Origin of the sequence: Bradyrhizobium sp. Mp27 (assembly GCF_029953005.1) — a bacterium.
Lineage (GTDB): Bacteria > Pseudomonadota > Alphaproteobacteria > Rhizobiales > Xanthobacteraceae > Bradyrhizobium > Bradyrhizobium barranii.
This window is the reverse complement of the sequence record NZ_JASAUS010000051.1, coordinates 41,520-57,004: the sequence shown is the minus strand read 5'-3', so window position 1 is coordinate 57,004 and position 15,485 is coordinate 41,520. Positions and strand designations below refer to the sequence as shown.

General features: G+C 58.4%; 15 protein-coding genes. 1 reads left to right on the top strand and 14 read right to left on the bottom strand.

The window, feature by feature from the left end; all coding sequences use genetic code 11:
* Nucleotides 1-456: 456 nt before the first annotated feature.
* The 3 genes from QJT78_RS24655 to QJT78_RS24645 form a co-directional block, all read right to left on the bottom strand.
* Nucleotides 457-1,119 (bottom strand): HK97 family phage prohead protease, encoded by a 663-nt coding sequence (locus QJT78_RS24655; protein WP_028154380.1) that lies wholly within the window; start codon nucleotides 1,117-1,119, stop codon nucleotides 457-459.
* On the bottom strand, nucleotides 1,116-1,685 hold the full coding sequence (locus QJT78_RS24650; protein ID WP_028154381.1) for a hypothetical protein: 570 nt from the start codon (nucleotides 1,683-1,685) through the stop codon (nucleotides 1,116-1,118). Before QJT78_RS24650 ends, QJT78_RS24655 begins: the two co-directional genes overlap by 4 nt.
* A gap of 151 nt (nucleotides 1,686-1,836) precedes the next feature.
* Nucleotides 1,837-4,029, bottom strand: coding sequence for an AAA family ATPase (locus QJT78_RS24645; RefSeq protein ID WP_157790185.1), 2,193 nt, complete (start codon nucleotides 4,027-4,029; stop codon nucleotides 1,837-1,839).
* A gap of 159 nt (nucleotides 4,030-4,188) precedes the next feature.
* Here QJT78_RS24645 and QJT78_RS24640 point away from each other — a divergent pair, with 159 nt between their 5' ends.
* Nucleotides 4,189-4,692: a hypothetical protein gene (locus QJT78_RS24640; protein WP_038943488.1), complete on the top strand. Its 504-nt coding sequence runs from the start codon at nucleotides 4,189-4,191 to the stop codon at nucleotides 4,690-4,692.
* Nucleotides 4,693-5,387: 695 nt separating this feature from the next.
* On the opposite strand, the gene QJT78_RS24630 is transcribed toward QJT78_RS24640, so the two are convergent.
* From QJT78_RS24630 to QJT78_RS24580, 11 genes are all read right to left on the bottom strand, one after another.
* The gene (locus QJT78_RS24630) at nucleotides 5,388-7,550 is read right to left on the bottom strand and encodes an exonuclease domain-containing protein (RefSeq protein WP_038943489.1); all 2,163 of its coding nucleotides are present in this window, start codon (nucleotides 7,548-7,550) and stop codon (nucleotides 5,388-5,390) included.
* 387 nt (nucleotides 7,551-7,937) lie between these two features.
* Complete coding sequence (locus QJT78_RS24625; protein ID WP_028152875.1) at nucleotides 7,938-8,183, bottom strand: hypothetical protein; 246 nt, start codon at nucleotides 8,181-8,183, stop codon at nucleotides 7,938-7,940.
* Nucleotides 8,184-8,470: 287 nt separating this feature from the next.
* Complete coding sequence (locus QJT78_RS24620) at nucleotides 8,471-9,697, bottom strand: cytochrome P450 (protein ID WP_049807651.1); 1,227 nt, start codon at nucleotides 9,695-9,697, stop codon at nucleotides 8,471-8,473.
* 222 nt (nucleotides 9,698-9,919) lie between these two features.
* Nucleotides 9,920-10,198, bottom strand: a complete 279-nt coding sequence (locus QJT78_RS24615; RefSeq protein WP_028152873.1) for a hypothetical protein — start codon at nucleotides 10,196-10,198, stop codon at nucleotides 9,920-9,922.
* Nucleotides 10,199-10,380: 182 nt separating this feature from the next.
* Entirely contained in the window at nucleotides 10,381-10,977 is a 597-nt protein-coding gene (locus tag QJT78_RS24610; protein ID WP_028152872.1) for a DUF1127 domain-containing protein, read from the bottom strand.
* 192 nt (nucleotides 10,978-11,169) lie between these two features.
* A complete protein-coding gene (locus QJT78_RS24605; protein ID WP_155258051.1) occupies nucleotides 11,170-11,346 on the bottom strand; it encodes a hypothetical protein in 177 nt (58 codons plus the stop codon).
* Between the two features lie 343 nt (nucleotides 11,347-11,689).
* Nucleotides 11,690-12,271 (bottom strand): isochorismatase family protein, encoded by a 582-nt coding sequence (locus QJT78_RS24600; protein ID WP_028152871.1) that lies wholly within the window; start codon nucleotides 12,269-12,271, stop codon nucleotides 11,690-11,692.
* A 240-nt stretch (nucleotides 12,272-12,511) separates the two neighbouring features.
* Nucleotides 12,512-13,237, bottom strand: a complete 726-nt coding sequence (locus QJT78_RS24595) for a response regulator (protein ID WP_028152870.1) — start codon at nucleotides 13,235-13,237, stop codon at nucleotides 12,512-12,514.
* A gap of 93 nt (nucleotides 13,238-13,330) precedes the next feature.
* Nucleotides 13,331-13,492, bottom strand: coding sequence for a hypothetical protein (locus tag QJT78_RS24590; protein ID WP_155258050.1), 162 nt, complete (start codon nucleotides 13,490-13,492; stop codon nucleotides 13,331-13,333).
* Between the two features lie 250 nt (nucleotides 13,493-13,742).
* A complete protein-coding gene (locus tag QJT78_RS24585) occupies nucleotides 13,743-14,063 on the bottom strand; it encodes a hypothetical protein (protein ID WP_157790186.1) in 321 nt (106 codons plus the stop codon).
* Nucleotides 14,064-14,229: 166 nt separating this feature from the next.
* Nucleotides 14,230-15,444: a serine hydrolase domain-containing protein gene (locus tag QJT78_RS24580; RefSeq protein ID WP_281460340.1), complete on the bottom strand. Its 1,215-nt coding sequence runs from the start codon at nucleotides 15,442-15,444 to the stop codon at nucleotides 14,230-14,232.
* Between the last annotated feature and the right edge of the window lie 41 nt (nucleotides 15,445-15,485).

Sequence of the window (15,485 nt, the reverse complement as noted above, 5' to 3'; positions counted from 1 at the left end):
AGCACGCCTCAAGCACCTTGCGATCTTTCCTCGAAAGGTGGACTTCTCTTGCTTCGGGTATCATCCCGACCTTGAATCACGACTCACGTTCCAAGAAAAGTGGGTACTAGTTGCATCCGGTGCTGTGCCGATTGCAAAATAGATATCTGCGCTCGAATACAAGCTGAACACCGGTTCGCCAGGGCCATCAGGAAAGCGCTCATGCGGACTGACTTGGTTGGTGGCGCCCGGTGCACTCATAGTCTGAGACCAGACAGCGGGGCCAAGTAGAGCGACCTGTCCATTTGAGCCTCCGTGTGGGCCAGTAAATCCGCAAACGATATGAACGCCAGAAAACGGCATAGAAGTTTCCTTTCTTCATTGGATGTATGTAACCCGGCCGGCGGCCTATCCCCACCGACCGGGTCGCCGCGCTCACATCGGGATGCTGTGAGCGCCGCACGCCACTGCCTGAAATCAGCGGCGATTGTGTTCAAACGCTTCGGCGACCTTCTGGAGAGCGCGCATGAAGTCACGCGCGGCACCGTCGTTCAATATTCTGGCTGTTTTGGAATCCATCACTAGGGACCGGGAGGCATCCGCATCGACCAAGCCACAAAATGCGGGCTTGCAAGCTCCGCTTCCCACCAGGCTAATTTCGTGTAGGGCCGCGTTCTTCACCATCTTTACGCGGATGTCATCGACCTCGACAAACTCTCCGCGCATAGTCACTCCTACTGACAGCGCGGTACGTTCGCCACTCTTCACTGTTTCGTACGCTTTCCGTCGTGCCGGATCATCTCCGATCACCAGCCGCATTGCCAGACCGTGATCATCGCAGTGAAGCTGTAGGCCGCTCAACGTTGTCGCGATCACCTCGCCTTCGTTGTGATCGAACAATAATCGCTTCGCTTCTCCCCACATGGGATTCTTGATCGCGTGCGGAAGGAAGTAAAAGTAGTTCCCGTTTTGCTCAATTAAGGAACGCCATCGCAGCGCATAGCCTTGCAAATGTTGCCGGACCTCTCCGCCATCGGAGGGAGCAATCGATTTACCATCAACGGCAGACACGAACCCACCGCCGCCGTATTCCAGGTCAATTGGCCCACCCGCCGCAATCTCGTAGTCCCGCTTGATCATCGCTCGAACTCCTTTGGAAGCGAACGAAGATATCCCGCGCCGACACATTCCCGTAAAAATCCGGCGAGATCGCTCGTCGGGTCATCGGGTAAGCCAAGAAAGTCAGGTTCGACTTCGAAAATCCCGTATAGCCGCAGTCCTTGGCTGAGCATGGCGCGCTTCATTGCGACGATCTCTTTCCACTCCGCATGGGCATCGCAGAGTAAAGGAACTAGCTTCTTCATTGCCCGCTGATAGTGGGGCCGCATTTCGTCGCTGATTCCTCGCGCCGCCGTCTTTCGTGCGGTCTCAATACGCGCAAGCTGCACCTTCTCGGCATCCTCTAGCGCGTGTAATTCTCTCAGCGCCTTTTTGAGTTCAGCGTCGAAGTCGGGCAGCGTCTCTCCCCGCACCACTCGTTCAGCGTCGGCTGCTCGCTCTTCAGAAGTTGGTCCCGACCGAACACGCTCGTTAAGTTGATGCGCTCGCCGCTCGGCGTCCTGTTTCCGTCCTGAAATCTCTTCTCCCTTCGCGATTTCTTCTCTTAGCTCTGAGCTGAATTCGAGGACGTTGGGTACTTTTGTCACCGCTCTAGTTCCCTTTTGCAGGCAAAATGATGCCGCTGCGACCGCTGCATGCGGCCACATTGCTTGCCTTTGATGTCTTGTTACGATCTAGCCACCACACCACCACCATCCGCCTTATAGATATAAGGCGGTGGTGGGGTGTCGGATGGGGTTATGAACCACCACTCCCCACCCCACCCCGTGGGTGGTGGGGGTCGGGGGCGACCTCAAACATGGGCCGTTGCCTCCCCCTGTCCGATTTCCGTTCAACTACGGCGAAGTGGCCTGCCGTTACCAGCGCCTTCATTAACCGGCTAATTTTGCGCTTGTCAGCCTTGGCGTCGAGGCCAAGAACTGCGCCGAAGACTCGCCCAGCCCAGTCCTTTGCCTGGTGATTGTCTCCGTGCGGGCCCAAGCCGATTCGCCACTTGATCTCGTCCAGTTGCTCTATCGCGATTTCATCGTCGGTAGTTTCAGACGGCCATTGCCATTTTTCCACCACGCCGACGCTGTCACCGGAAGACCATTTTGTACCATTGCCAAGGTCCACCGATACGATTCGATACCAGTCCGCATGTCCTGACCGCTTAGACATGTTGGATTTCACGTTCGTCACGCGGAAATAGGAGAACCGGTCCGTAAGATCGATATCCGCCCTCTCGGCTTCTTTCTCGCTCATAGTATTTATCGCCCTGACAGAGCGCGCTTTGTCTTTCAGCGCTCCAGCGCCACGACCAGAATCGGCCGTGACCTCACCCTTTCCGTCGCCGGATGCCTTGTTGATGTGATGGACTAGCTCCACCGAGGCATTTGCTTCATTTGCTATTCGGGTGAATTGATTAGCTACTTGCTGAATCTTGTTGTTGTCGTTCTCCTCAACTTCGTGAGTTGACACGAAAGGATCGATGATGAGCACATCGATCCTTTTTCTTCTCATTTCGTCGATCAGCGCCTTTACAACAGGCTCGACAATCCTCGTTTCCCGCCCCTGTTGCGTAACGACCACCAGCGACTGATCGCGCCCAGAGTCCACGAAGAGATTCTCGTTCAACACCTCCGGGCTAATGCCGTGGTGAATAGCAGCGGCAGTCACCCGACGCTGTATTTCGTCGAGAGGGTCTTCAAGATTGAAGTACCACACCCTGAGCGGCGGGATGGCACTGATCATTCCCAACGTGTCAGTGACTTCGAGTGAGGATTTGCCTCCACCCCCACCGCCCACTGTAGATGACACATATCGTCGAATGAAGTGTCCACCATAAAGGCTATCGCGGCGAGGTAGCGTCGCCGGGTCTTGGTAGACAAAGGGCGTCGCAGTTACGACGTTTGAGCGCTCCTGCTTTTCCCGCTTTCTTCTCGCGTTCTCTACAAACGCCCTTGCCGCGCGTGCATTGTCTTCGCGCTCGGCTTCCCTTGGCAGAATGAACTTGTTCCAGCAACGCTCCACGTCCGCGATCAGTTCCGCCTCGGAGCGATATCGTTCTTTCCAAGATCCGCCGTGACCGAAACACAGTGAAATAGTCTCGTCGAGAGTAAACCCTTCAAAGCCACAATGTTCGAACACGCTGGCCGCGTGATCCGATCTGTTAGGCGCCCCATCTGACACCATCGAAGCGCGCAGAATATCGCTCGCGCGACCCCAGAGGGGGACGCTATCAACTCGCCCCGTAAAGCGCTCGTCAAATATTGCCTCGGCCTGCGGCGCTCTTACGAACTCCGACAGGCTTTTTGATAGTTGAGAGCCGCTGTAAACGCGACCTTGGAACGGCTCTTTCAGACGCACTGCGCATGGTTCAGCGCTGCGCCCTCGCGCGAGCTTCGTCTTAGTCGGCCAGTTCATTGTGCCAGGAATGCGCCACACATGGGATATGTCGGCCGTGCCATGATCAGAGCCACTGGCCTTCTTCAGCGCAATAGCGAGCGGCTTAGCCTCTTCAGGCAGAAGCGGCTTGTCGAACAAGACAACTTGTTGCGTGTTGCCCGGCGACGTTTCGATGACATAGCTCGGCTCGAACGGCATTTCGCCGATCTTTCCTGTGTCGGCGTCCATATCGGCAACCAAGCCAAGCACCGCGACCACGTCTGCTTCGCCGCCCTTCTTTCCGCGTGGCAGATCACGGCGCATCACGCAAAGCGGCATGTAGACGTTGGCGCCGGGTGTCTCGATATGCGCTGCAATCGCTTCGACTGTACCTCTGACATCTCCCACGTTGTGGTGAGTTACGACTCCAGGCCGCTCCTCATGAAAACTTGATGTAATCAGTTTGCCACTGATGCCGTCAGCCAACCGATGAAGGCGTTCGGCATATTGCTCAAGTTCAGGTCGATCTAGGGCGGTGAAACCGCTGGCCGTATTCGCTTTCAATTTGACCTCGCAATACTTTTCGCCCGCTCGATACAATCAGGGCCATTTTCAAGGTGGACAATTTTTGCGTGGTCAAAAGTCGTCCAAAGATCGGCTGGACAAATCTCGGCGCTCGCTCAATTGTCCAACCTCCAACGCTCCCCCTAGAATGGAGGCACCGTGCTGCGCTTTGAACTAAACGATGTTTCGCTAGCGGACATCTATTCTCAGTTGCAGGATGAGATGGCGCTAATCTTCAAACTACCATTGGCAGATAAGCCCGGCGAATATTTGGAGATTACGACTGGCCTGAAGATTGTTCGAGATTCTGCGCTCAAACGATACGCTGCGATCGTTCTTCGATTTGAAGAATTGGCCGGCAAGATGTGCGCGAGTTTGGCTAGCGACATCGCACAGCGGACGGGCTGGCAAAGTCAGAGAGACACCACAGGTGGAAGCGCTGAGTTCGTGTTCAAGACCTCCCGAGGGGTGACTCAGGTCAGGCGCAAGGAAGGTACTTATCTCAGTAAGCAGCAGCGCTACGCAATCGTCGCGGCCGAACTTAATTCTACTGCTCGGAACATAAAGAGCGTCATTGCTGATGGACGAAGGGTTGGAGGCGCTTGGGTGTCAATTGATGAGCGAACAGCGCGTCGCTTGAACCTTCATCCAAAAAGCAAATAGACAGCCGAACATCCAGAGCGCAGAGCCTTGTCAACCAAAAGAATACCAAAGCTACCAAGCAACCGAACGTGAACAAACGGTGCCAAAGCCGGAGCTATCCGCCAATAAATTCATAGTCTTCCTCGTCCCCCTTGCCGCTCATAACGGTCTGGTTGCAGGTTCGAGTCCTGCCGGGCCCACCACGCTTCGCCCTTCGTGTCGCGCCAAATTTAATCCGAGTCGATTCCAAAGGATCGCGAGTCGACTTCCAAGAAGTCGCGAGTCTGTATCGTTCAAAAACGGTAGATTGCGATTCGATCTCAACCGCTTGGGTGTTGGCGCTCTAGCGTTCCAACACCTTAGTGGTGGAGGGAACACGTGACTTCCATCGACCACTGCGATTGCGAATCTCTGCTCTGTGCTATGCGCTCGGAACTACAAGCCGGAGCAAGAATTCGTCCCGGCAGGAGCCTTTCTAATGCTGATGACGGAGTAACAACCGCCAACGATCCTCGCGCTGGATGGATGAGCGCAAAGTATCCTTCAGGAGACCGGCGCTATCCGCGAGTGTGAGGAACACCGCTGGGCGCAGGATCGCGCTGATGCCCACGCGCGCGAACGCGCCTTCGATATTACGAGGCAGGATCCACCGCCCGGCATCTCGCCGCAGTCGCGACTGTTCTTGAGGGCATAGGCGATACATATCCGGAATGCGACTAAGCGGCCTGCACCGCTTCCGCCGAAACGCCTTCGTCTCGCTTCTTGTTTATGAGGTTCAACAGCCGGGCCGCCGCCCGAGCGTCGCACAGCGCGCGATGGTGATCTTCGAGCTCGATATCGTAGATCGCGCACAGCTTCCCGAGTCCGTACGATTTGTGCCCGGGATATCGACGCCGCATTCCGACGCACGTGCACAGCTTCGGAAAGCGGAAACGCCGTTCGAGCCGTTCGTACTCGTACGACAGGAAGCCATAGTCGAAGTTCACGTTGTGGGCGACGAAGATGCCGTCGCCCATGAACGCCATAAAACTGTCGGCGATTTCGTGGAACGCGGGCGCATCCCGAACCATCTGGTTGGTGATGCCGGTCAGTTCGACGATCTTCGCGGGGATCGGCCGCTGCGGATTGACAAGGGAGTGCCACTCGTCGACCACTTGATGGTTACGGACCTTGACCGCTCCGATTTCGGTGATGCGGTCACCGGACGACCAGGCTCCCGTGGTCTCGATGTCGACGACCACGTAGACCTGCTCCGGGTCGAACCGGTAGTCCACGCGGCCGATCTCGGCCAGGATGCCGGCGCTCTCCAGTTGGCGCAGGCGGGTCAGTTGGTTTCGGCGTATGGCGTCGCCTTCCGCCTTGACCTCGACGAATGACACCTTGCCGTCGCGCACATGCATCAGGTCGGGGAAGCCGTCCCGCATGCCGCGGAAATCATCGCACATCGCTCGAACAATCTCGGCCAGGCCGTCCGCGCCGGCGCCTTCGAGCAAGGCACGCAATGCGCCGATCTGCACGTGCTCCCAAGCGAAGAGTCCGTTGGGCCGGCCCCATCTCGTAGCGACCGTGCGCAAGACGATCGCTAGCGCGTTTCCGGATCTGACCTCCGCCAGCTTGCCGTCGATCTGCGGGGCGAACCGCCGATAGAAGGTTCTGTCGCGAAGGCAATGCGGGACCCAATCGAACCCGCTGTGAAGCTGGCCGGACTCGAAAAGCTCCTCCCAGAACAGCAGCCCGAACAGCGTGTGCCAGAGCGTGTTCTCCGCGAAGTAGACTTGCCCGCCTTGGCGCCGCAGCACCCCGGCGACGCCAGCCTCGGGATTCCCGCGATGTGTGTCGTCGACGACGATAGTCCGCCCCGATCGCAGCAACTCGGTGCACAGACCTGTCCGTCGTCCTCCGAACTTGCGCGCGTAGAAATCCGTCGCGAAGAGATGCTCGTCGTCGCTTTCGGGATCATCAATTATGTCCCGCAGCAGATTCTCCGCCGCTTCCTTGTCGCCCTTCGCGTACAGCAACCGGACGAGGCGCTCGCGGCAATCGGCCGAGCCGCCGAAACGGTAAAGCCGTTCGGCTAGATCCTTGTCGCTCTGCTTCTCAAAGAACTGCCCGACCTGGCACGCGGCGCGGGCCGCAAGGTCGGCGGCGTATTCGGTCGTCCGCGGGGGTCCGTCCAGGATCGCCGCGGCCGCCCTCTCGAACACGTCGGCGGAGCGGACTTCGATGCGGTCCAGCACCTGGCTGTAGTGAAAGCACGCATTTGCCTCGTCGGCGTCGGTGAAGCGAGCGCTGAACGACGTCTCCCTGTTTATGCGCAGGACGCCGAGGTCGCGCAGAGCGAAGTTCTTGAGGTCGTCGGCCGTCTTCCCGAAGTAGAGATACAGCAGGAATTCGATCGGTCGTGTGTTGTCGAGCGCTATGAAGCCGCCGGCGCCGCAATGCTTTGCGGCAAGGTCGAATGGAATCACGGCGACGAAGAAGTCGGCCAGCACCGCCTTCGACCATGAGGTACGGACGTCGCGGCCGAACCCCGCCGCGCGGGCGCCGTCGAGAAGCGCGGTCTTCGGCAGGCAAAGTACGAAGGCGGAATAGTCTTCGGCACGCAGGCCGCGCGCATGGCCACACTCAATCAAGTCGCGAGCCGCGGTATCGAGGTCGGTTATCTCTGGGTACTTGAAGAGCGCGCGATTGAAGATCGCCCCTCGCCGGTTGACCATCCGGATGAGGAGGCATTGCGCATCCTTCGAAAGGCCGCGAAAGCGCGCGGTGAACGAGCGATGCTCGTCGGTGAGGATCTCGCCATATGTCTTCTCCACGAAATGGAGCATTTCGACGAAGTGGTCGAGATAATAGTAGACCGGCAACGTGGTAGGCTTCATTTGATGCGCGCCGGGTTCCCATCAATTCTGGTCGACGAATCTGTTCTCAACGACCCGCCAAGTACGGTTTTATCGTTCCTTTTTTGTTCTGACAGCTCTATTTGTCAAGGCGGAGCGAAGGATGGACCCGTAGAGATGGACGCACCGGCCCAAAACCCGACATCGGCTTTTCCCACCGCAAGATCATCCACATCGACTTGGACGCCTTCTACGCGTCGGTCAATGCAGAGCCGTGCTGACCGATTGGGCCGGGCGATATCCGCTGCGCGTCTCGAGGACCGAAAGTCGTCATGACGAGGCCCGCATGCCGCCCCGGCCCCGGATTCCTCGGGTCGTTCTCGAAAGGGAAGTTCGTCCAGACGAAATCACCAGGCTCGAACGGCCCTGTCATAGGGAGGTGAACATCCTCAGGCGGTCCTGATAATCCTCCTCGGACTCCCCAGGAACGCGATCCATCTCGTAGTGCTCCAGGCTAAATGGGGGCATTTCAGGCGACGTTTCCTGGAACAGGTCAATGTACTCAGCATGACGGCGGACGAGACTCTCGACGAGCGTTGGCACGTCGATGCTATCGAGCGCTGCAGTTCTCTTCGCCGCCTCATAGGCCTCGTCGCTGATTTCAATCATATGCATCGGACCGGGATGTCCTGAGGTTTCCGCCTACAAATGTAAGCAACTTAGCCCGTCGGCGAAAGCCCGTCATCCGCGCTTCCGCAACCGATGGCCCGCCGGAATGGACCTCGTAGCGAGTACGAGAGCCCACAAAGGAGCGTGATCATTACGGCCCTACCGGAAGAGCAGCCCCGACGATCCAGACCAGGTCGCCAGCTAGGGGGCCTCTGGGTCCCCCTTCGGTAAGAGTAGAAGGCCAGTTGTTGGCTGTGAGCTCGTCGTAGCGTTCTAACGTGCTTAGACCATTATCAGACGGTGCAATGCATCGGTCCGATCCGGCGAATTGTCGCGTGCCCGATGATAATTGGGGGCGCTCCAGCCAGGCGGAGCTGAGGCAGACGCTGTGTAAGAACAGCCAAGCTCTCCTCCAATTCGGCTTTAGCCAGCGCCTCGCCCAGACATCGATGGGCCCCGCCACCGAAAATGGGATGGATCCGAGGGCCATCGTCCCGGAAGATGTCGAACGTGTCGGGGTTCGCATAGACCCGTTCATCACGCATCGCCGACATCAGCGACAAAGAGACGGCCGCGTCCTTGGGCACAATTTTCCCATCGAGTTCGATCGGCTCGAGACTGAACCGCGCGGTGCTGCCGACACTGGGCTCGAAGCGCAGCGCTTCAGCGATGGCCTTGGGAATCAGACTGGCATCGCCGCAGACGGCGTCCCATTGCTCGCGGTGCTGAAGTAGCAATGACACAACGCCGCCACCCGCTACGCGGGTCGTATCGGTACCAGCAATGATCAACGACATCATCTGTACAATAGCCTCTTCCGGCGTTGCTGACCCCGTCTCATCCAAGTCGGTGATCAAACGTGTCAGAAAATCGTCGCGCGGATGGATACGACGATCCTCAAACGTCCGGTGGACGTAAGACTTGAGGTCTTCTGCCGCGACCTTGATGCGCCCTAGATCCTGTCCGGCCGTGAAGCCAAGGAACGTCGTCAATTCGTAGACAACCGCTGTGAAATGAGGGACATCTTCTTCAGGAAGTCCCAGTATGCCGGCAATCGTCATTGCAGGAATTAAGCTGGAAAATTGGGCAATCAAATCGAACGCGCGTGCATTTCCCAAGGCGTCGATCAAAGCCTCCGCCCTTGCGCGAATTATAGGCCGCATGGCTCGGATCACGCGGGCGGCAAACGTTCGCGTTAAGGGCGCCCGGAGCCTGGCATGGGTTTCCTCATCAGCTCCTACCATACTGAGGGCAAAAAGGTCGAAGAGGGCACCCTCAGTGATTCCCAATCTGTTCAGGAATTCGGTCCTCGGCTGACCCAAACGGGGATCTTTGAAAAGCCGTTCCACATCCATAGCCCTGAGGACCACAAATGCCCCTTGGCGCTCGATCAAAGGCGTGTTGGCTCGATATCGTCGGAAGACACCATGCGGATCGGCCTCCAGCTCCTCGACGGACACCGAGGGTACTCCATGAGCCATCTCTCGAACCGCTTCTGTTTCGATCTGCGTGCTTGTCATGGGACGGCATCCTCTTGGTTTGCAATGCCATCCTCGTGCAAACTTGTCACAGGAGCGCTACTTCTTTGAAGATAATCAGTTTCAGACGTAACGACTTGCCGCCTGCCGACTCGGGCTGATCGAATCAGTTTGACGGTCCGACCACCATCGGCCCAAAGGGTAGCTGTGGCCTTGCGGTCGCTTCCCTCTTCGCCGGCAAGGTCATCTGCCCGACTGCTCTGGTCAGCAGGCGCGGCAAATGATGAGCTTGCGATCGATCTTCATGTCCTCTTCGCTGCGCCGTTCGAGGTCGCTCGGGTTTTCAAAGAGGACATCTCTCATCTTCGGCTGTCGATGGCCAACTGGCGCGCGCCCGGCCAGGTCCGGACCGGGTGGCTGTGACAACGCGATCTGCACACTCACCGAGCTGATCGACAATCTTCCCGGCGCGATCACGTGTGCGGCAGCGGCGCGACCGCTGAGGAGCAAGATTGGAATAATGGTCCGGATCAATTTGTACATCTGTGGGATCCTCTGAGTTAACCAGACGTGGACGGCCCTCGTGCTCGTCGATTTCTGTTGGCAGTGAAGACTGGTGGTGATTTAGCTCTTTGCGATGGCGCTCGCGGCGGCCGCGCGCTTTGGGCGCATTTGGCCCGGCACATCAAGAACGCAGTGATTTCCTTCGATCGGCAAAGGCCGCGTCAGCAATCACGGCAATACCTCACCATCCGCTCGATATCCGCTCGGCCGTGGATGCCGAGGTCCCGCAAGGTCCGCTGGTCGTATTTCGCCAGGGCAGCGACCGCGCTTTTGATCGCCCGCTCCCGGCGCCAATGCGTCCACAGCGCCACGACCCTCTCACCAAGCTCGCCCATCCAGTTCCCGCGGCTAGGCGGACGTTGCTCAACACCCGCTGCGAGCTCTGACGCGATGACGTTGCTCTCTTTTGGCGGCAAGCCGCCCTGCCCGTGCGTCATGACAGGCGGACAGCCAGCGGCTAGGCGCACCTGGCGAGCATGTACGGTGGCCAACTCCGCCTCATCAGCGGCGAACCTCGCACTTGGATGCGGCGACACGCCATCGAGGACAAAACCCTCTACGAAGAACGCCGGGCCCGTCCACCACGAACGGCTGGTCGGACTATCTGTGTCCGCGACCGGCACCACAGACTCTGTGCGGACGAGCCTGCCGCTGCTACGATCATCCGACAAACGGAGGTCGCGCGCGATCTGGCTGATCCGCATCCGGAAAGGCCGCACCATCCGATTCACGTTTGAGGAGAAGTACTGTTTCAGCATAGGACGATTTCTCCTGCGCGGTGTTTGCAGGAGACATCCTGACGCTCCGCTGTCACGCCGCCGTCACAGCTACAGCAAAAACGGCTACAGCTGCAGTCTGCCGCCACGTCTTCACCATCACTGCTGCCTCTCCTCGCCATGGCGCAGGATACCCCCGCAACCCGGGTCGCGTTCGCGCGCAGCAGCCTTGGTTCACCCTGCCTGCCGCCGTCCGTATTCCTGCTCAGCCGCGAGCGCGGCCAGGATGTAGCCGGCGATCAAATCGATGTGTTCGAAGAAGCCATTGATTGCTACGAAACGCTCGTCGCCAGTCATTTCCCAGACTCGATTGACGAGAAGATTGGCGAGGCCTTTGAAGATGCTGAGCATCCCCGGCCCCAACCATACGTAGCGCCCGCTGATCAAGTATCGGACCGGTGATCTCGACAACGATAGTGAGCAGCGCCCAGGGGAGGCCTGGATGAAGTCCAACGCGCCCCTGCTCGAGCGCCGCCCCGCGAAGCGGGCCGACCATGAAGGGAGCAGTCGAATTCCATTCCATGACTCTCCGCTTTCGGCACCGGACCGCCTTAGTCAACGTTCCGGCGCCAAGAAGGTATCGAACTTGCGCCGGTCACGAAGCCGACCTGCCGGTCGACGATATGCCGTCGTCGCTATCGCCAGCGAAAGGTCCCTGGCCACAACCGAGAGGCCGCTCGTACGACAGGCAGCCTCACGAATATTCGATGATCGAGACCAGCTTCTTGCCGTTCGCGCTGGTCCAATCGAGCGCCAGCTCGGAGACGATCTGTGGAACAGTCACGATAGCTGCGCCCGCCTTGTGCATGCGCTGCAGTGCCAGATCATTACCGACTTGCGAAAACGAAGCCGAGGCGTCAGCCGATACCTGAACCTCATACCCCTCCTCCAGCATTTGCAGCACAGGAAAGGTGACACAAATTTCGGTGGTAATACCGGCCACGAAAAGCTTCTCACGACCGATTGCCTTGACGGCTTTGTTGAAGCCTTCATGGTGCATCGCGTTGACGATGCCCGGCCGTCTGATCCTTGCAGCAAATGCCTCAGGCAGGATTTGTTCGAGCTCCGGTATAAGCGGGCCGGTGAAATTGATCTGATCCTCCATGCTCGAGGTCAACACCACCGGCATTTTCAAAGCCTTCGCGATTTGCGCGAGCTTAATCGCGTTTTTCCTGACGATGTTGATATCGAGAGAGTGCGTCCACGACATCGTACCGACCTGGTGGTCGATCAGCACCATCGCGGCATTGTCGGGCGTGAAGGCGTTCTTGTGCATGTTAAAACCCCTTTGGAGTCGACTTTACGCAGTGACGGAGCGCGCAAACCTCAAACAAGCTGCCTGAGCGGGGCGAAAGCTAGCGAGTGAAAGGTTCGTCCAGAAGCCAGAAAAATAGCAACACACCGTCCGCTCTTTGTGGACGATTCGCGCTGCTGCATCTCCCGGCCATAGGCGCAGGATAGCCCCCCGCAAGTCGGGCCGCGTTCGTGCGCAGCATCCAATTGCAATCGTGGCAGCCTAGAACGGCTCGACCGGGATCGTGAAGACGTAACCAACGCCGCGCTCGGTTTGGATGATGCGTGGCGCGCTCGGGTCGGCCTCCAGCTTCCGCCGCAATCGCAGCACTTGAACGTCGACGCTCCGGTCAAAGATGTCTTCGTGGAAGCGGGTCGCCTGAAGCAGGTGCTCACGCGTCAGCGGGCGCTGCGGCGCTTCAAGAAAAGCCAGCAACAAGGCGTATTCGCCCTTGCTCAGGGGGACCTTCGTGTTGTTGACGTCTATCAGACTGCGGCCGCGACGTTCGAGTTTCCAGCCGTTGAAGCGATAGCCGCCTCGTTCTGGTTCATGGGCACGCGCGGCCCGCCCCATATCCTGACGCCGCAACACGGCGCGGACTCGCGCCAGGAGCTCTCTCAAGCTGAATGGCTTGATGATGTAGTCGTCGGCGCCGGATTCGAGCCCGACGATACGGTCGGTTTCGTCGAGCCGGTGTCCGGTCGTTATGATGACAGGCACATCGGAATGTGCACGAATTTCCCGCAGCATATTCAATCCATCGTCCTGACCTAGACGAAGGTCGAGAATGATCAGACTAGGCTGCGTTCGTTCAAGATGAAGATGCAGTTCGGCGCGGCTGGATGCGGCCCTGCTCGGCACACTGTGCTGTTCCAGATATTCGATCACCATCTGCCGCAAAGCGGCATCATCATCGACGACGATGATATGACTGACATCTGCCAACATAATTGATCTCACAAACTTGCCGTAGCCAAGCCCGGCTGCTGCGTCAGGTCTGGCCGTGATCGGCAATGCAGCTTGCTCCGGCAGAAACGAAAATTAGCCTCTGTACTGCCGGCGGCCATCTTGTTCGCTTGCTGAACGCTGGGCGGCAGCCAGCGCAAAACGGTTCGGGTCGATGCCGACGACCAGGGCATCGAGCGTGTGTGCTGTGTTCGCAATGTTTTCCACGGCGGCAGGACAGATGGTCAACGACCCCATTGGCGGTTCGTGCCGGAGTTTCCCGGCCCGCAATCCGGCGGTCGAAGCGGTCGGGCAGCGACAGGTTGACCAGACGCCGTCGCGGTGCGCCGCTAATATGCGCGCTGCCTTCGAACTGAAGCGACGCAATGGAAATACCGGTTTCGCCTGGCGCGCCGCCGGCCCGCGCCGCCGGTAGGCCGCCGTCCTGCTGCGTCAGCGATAATTCGTCAGTCAACGTCATGGAGCGCGGATATAGGGATGTCGCGGGTCATATCAAGAGCGCAGCATCAGCGTCTGATATTGGTACATCGCCGCCAGTTCGACTGCTGCCTCCAGAAGAGCGCGAGACCAATGAAGTGATCCCCGTGACCGCAATGCTCACAGGCAGGCCAAGCATGTTGCGTCCGGAGATGAAATCACCGACCGCCGTTCCTGCGGTTCTGACCAAAACAACGGTCAGCCAATAAAACGGCAGCAAGCCGCCAAAAGAATCTTGCCAGGAACAATACCGCACGATGGGCGAGCGCAGGATTGACGCTCCAGCGTCGTCGAGTGCCCTTCTATGCGAGCAGAAGCCGCCGGTCACCATGCCCAACGTTCCCGGAATGAACATGCAGACCCAGTAGCCGAGGTGCGCCTAGGGCCAATTTTGGAAGTCGCGACCACTATTGTATCACCGTGTCGGCAGGCCGAGGCCGCGAGAGGTGCCAATGATGAGGACCGTGAATGCGAAAGTCGTGATTGCCCTCTGCGAGCTACGTGATCTCGTAAAGGCGACTTTCGAAATCAGCAAACGTCTGCAAGGCCTGCGCGTCGCAAAACGGAAGGAACTGCATCAGGACGACGCCTGCGATGTTCCTGCTCTGATCAATCCAGAAGTAGGTGTTGGCGATACCGGCCCAAGCGAGACTGCCTGCAATTCGCCCAGTCGGCGCAGTCTCGGTGTTGATCAAGAAGCCCAGTCCCCATTTCTTCACTATCCCTGGAAAGAACTCGACGTCACGCGAGCTATCGGGCTGAACGCTGTTCAGCGTCATGACGTTGACGTTGCCGATCTGGTTCTGCCCCATCATTGCCACCGTCTCCGGTCGCAGTACCTTCTTCCCATCGAGACTACCGTTGTTGAGAAACATGCGTAGGAATTTCAGGTAATCGGGGCCCGTCGAGTATAGGCCCGCGCCGCCGCTGAAGAACTCCGGCGCTTGCGGCATTTCAAATTCGATAGGTTTCAATGCGCCATCTGCGCCTCGCGCGTGCATCGTCACAAGCCGTTCGCGTTGGGAAGGGCTGAGCTTGAAGCTAGTATCGGTCATTCCGAGAGGGACGAAGATGTGCTCGTGGAAATAGCTTTCCAGCCGCTTACCGCTCGCCTTTTCGACCATCTTGCCCGCAAAATCGACATTGATGCCGTATTCCCAACGGTCGCCAGGGTCGAAAGCCAAGAGAGTCTTGAGCGCGTCGTCCTTGCAAGTGATAATGGCGGGCAGGCAGGCCTGTTTTTCATAGCGACCGGCATTCTCGTTGAACGTGTCGTAGGTAAAGCCTGCGGTGTGCGTCAGCAGTTGCCGCAGAGTGATCGGCCGCTTGGCTGGGCGAAGCCTAGGCGTACCTGCCGCGTCAAACCCCTCTAACACCTGTGCCGACGCCAAATCCGGCAGGACCTCGCTGGCGGGCTGATCGAGCTTCAGCTTTCCTTGCTCGACCATCTGCATGGCCGCCACCGTCGTCGCGGCTTTGGTCATGGACGCGATCCAGAATACTGAATCGACCGTCATTGCCTGGGGCTGCGCGAGACGCCGCACACCGAACGCGCCCGAATAGATCATTCCTCTGTCGTTGGTCGCCAGCCCCACCACGCCGGGTACCCTCCTGGAATTGACCGCATCACTCAGCGTCTGATCGATTCCTGCCGTCCCCACGCGAGATGCCGCCGCAGCTCCGACCACTTGACGTCCGGTGAGTGCAGTCATTGTTCTTTCCTCATCCAGCAAAGCGACAGCGTCTTCGCCAT

Excerpts from the sequence above, each read along its gene's own strand:
- QJT78_RS24655 (WP_028154380.1), bottom strand. The coding sequence starts at position 1,119 with ATGATCAAGCGGGACTACGAGATTGCGGCGGGTGGGCCAATTGACCTG.
- QJT78_RS24630 (WP_038943489.1), bottom strand. The coding sequence starts at position 7,550 with ATGAAGCCTACCACGTTGCCGGTCTACTATTATCTCGACCACTTCGTC.
- QJT78_RS24625 (WP_028152875.1), bottom strand. The coding sequence starts at position 8,183 with ATGCATATGATTGAAATCAGCGACGAGGCCTATGAGGCGGCGAAGAGA.
- QJT78_RS24620 (WP_049807651.1), bottom strand. The coding sequence starts at position 9,697 with ATGACAAGCACGCAGATCGAAACAGAAGCGGTTCGAGAGATGGCTCAT.
- QJT78_RS24615 (WP_028152873.1), bottom strand. The coding sequence starts at position 10,198 with ATGTACAAATTGATCCGGACCATTATTCCAATCTTGCTCCTCAGCGGT.
- QJT78_RS24610 (WP_028152872.1), bottom strand. The coding sequence starts at position 10,977 with ATGCTGAAACAGTACTTCTCCTCAAACGTGAATCGGATGGTGCGGCCT.
- QJT78_RS24605 (WP_155258051.1), bottom strand. The coding sequence starts at position 11,346 with ATGCTCAGCATCTTCAAAGGCCTCGCCAATCTTCTCGTCAATCGAGTC.
- QJT78_RS24600 (WP_028152871.1), bottom strand. The coding sequence starts at position 12,271 with ATGCACAAGAACGCCTTCACGCCCGACAATGCCGCGATGGTGCTGATC.
- QJT78_RS24595 (WP_028152870.1), bottom strand. The coding sequence starts at position 13,237 with ATGTTGGCAGATGTCAGTCATATCATCGTCGTCGATGATGATGCCGCT.
- QJT78_RS24590 (WP_155258050.1), bottom strand. The coding sequence starts at position 13,492 with ATGGGGTCGTTGACCATCTGTCCTGCCGCCGTGGAAAACATTGCGAAC.
- QJT78_RS24585 (WP_157790186.1), bottom strand. The coding sequence starts at position 14,063 with ATGGTGACCGGCGGCTTCTGCTCGCATAGAAGGGCACTCGACGACGCT.
- QJT78_RS24580 (WP_281460340.1), bottom strand. The coding sequence starts at position 15,444 with ATGACTGCACTCACCGGACGTCAAGTGGTCGGAGCTGCGGCGGCATCT.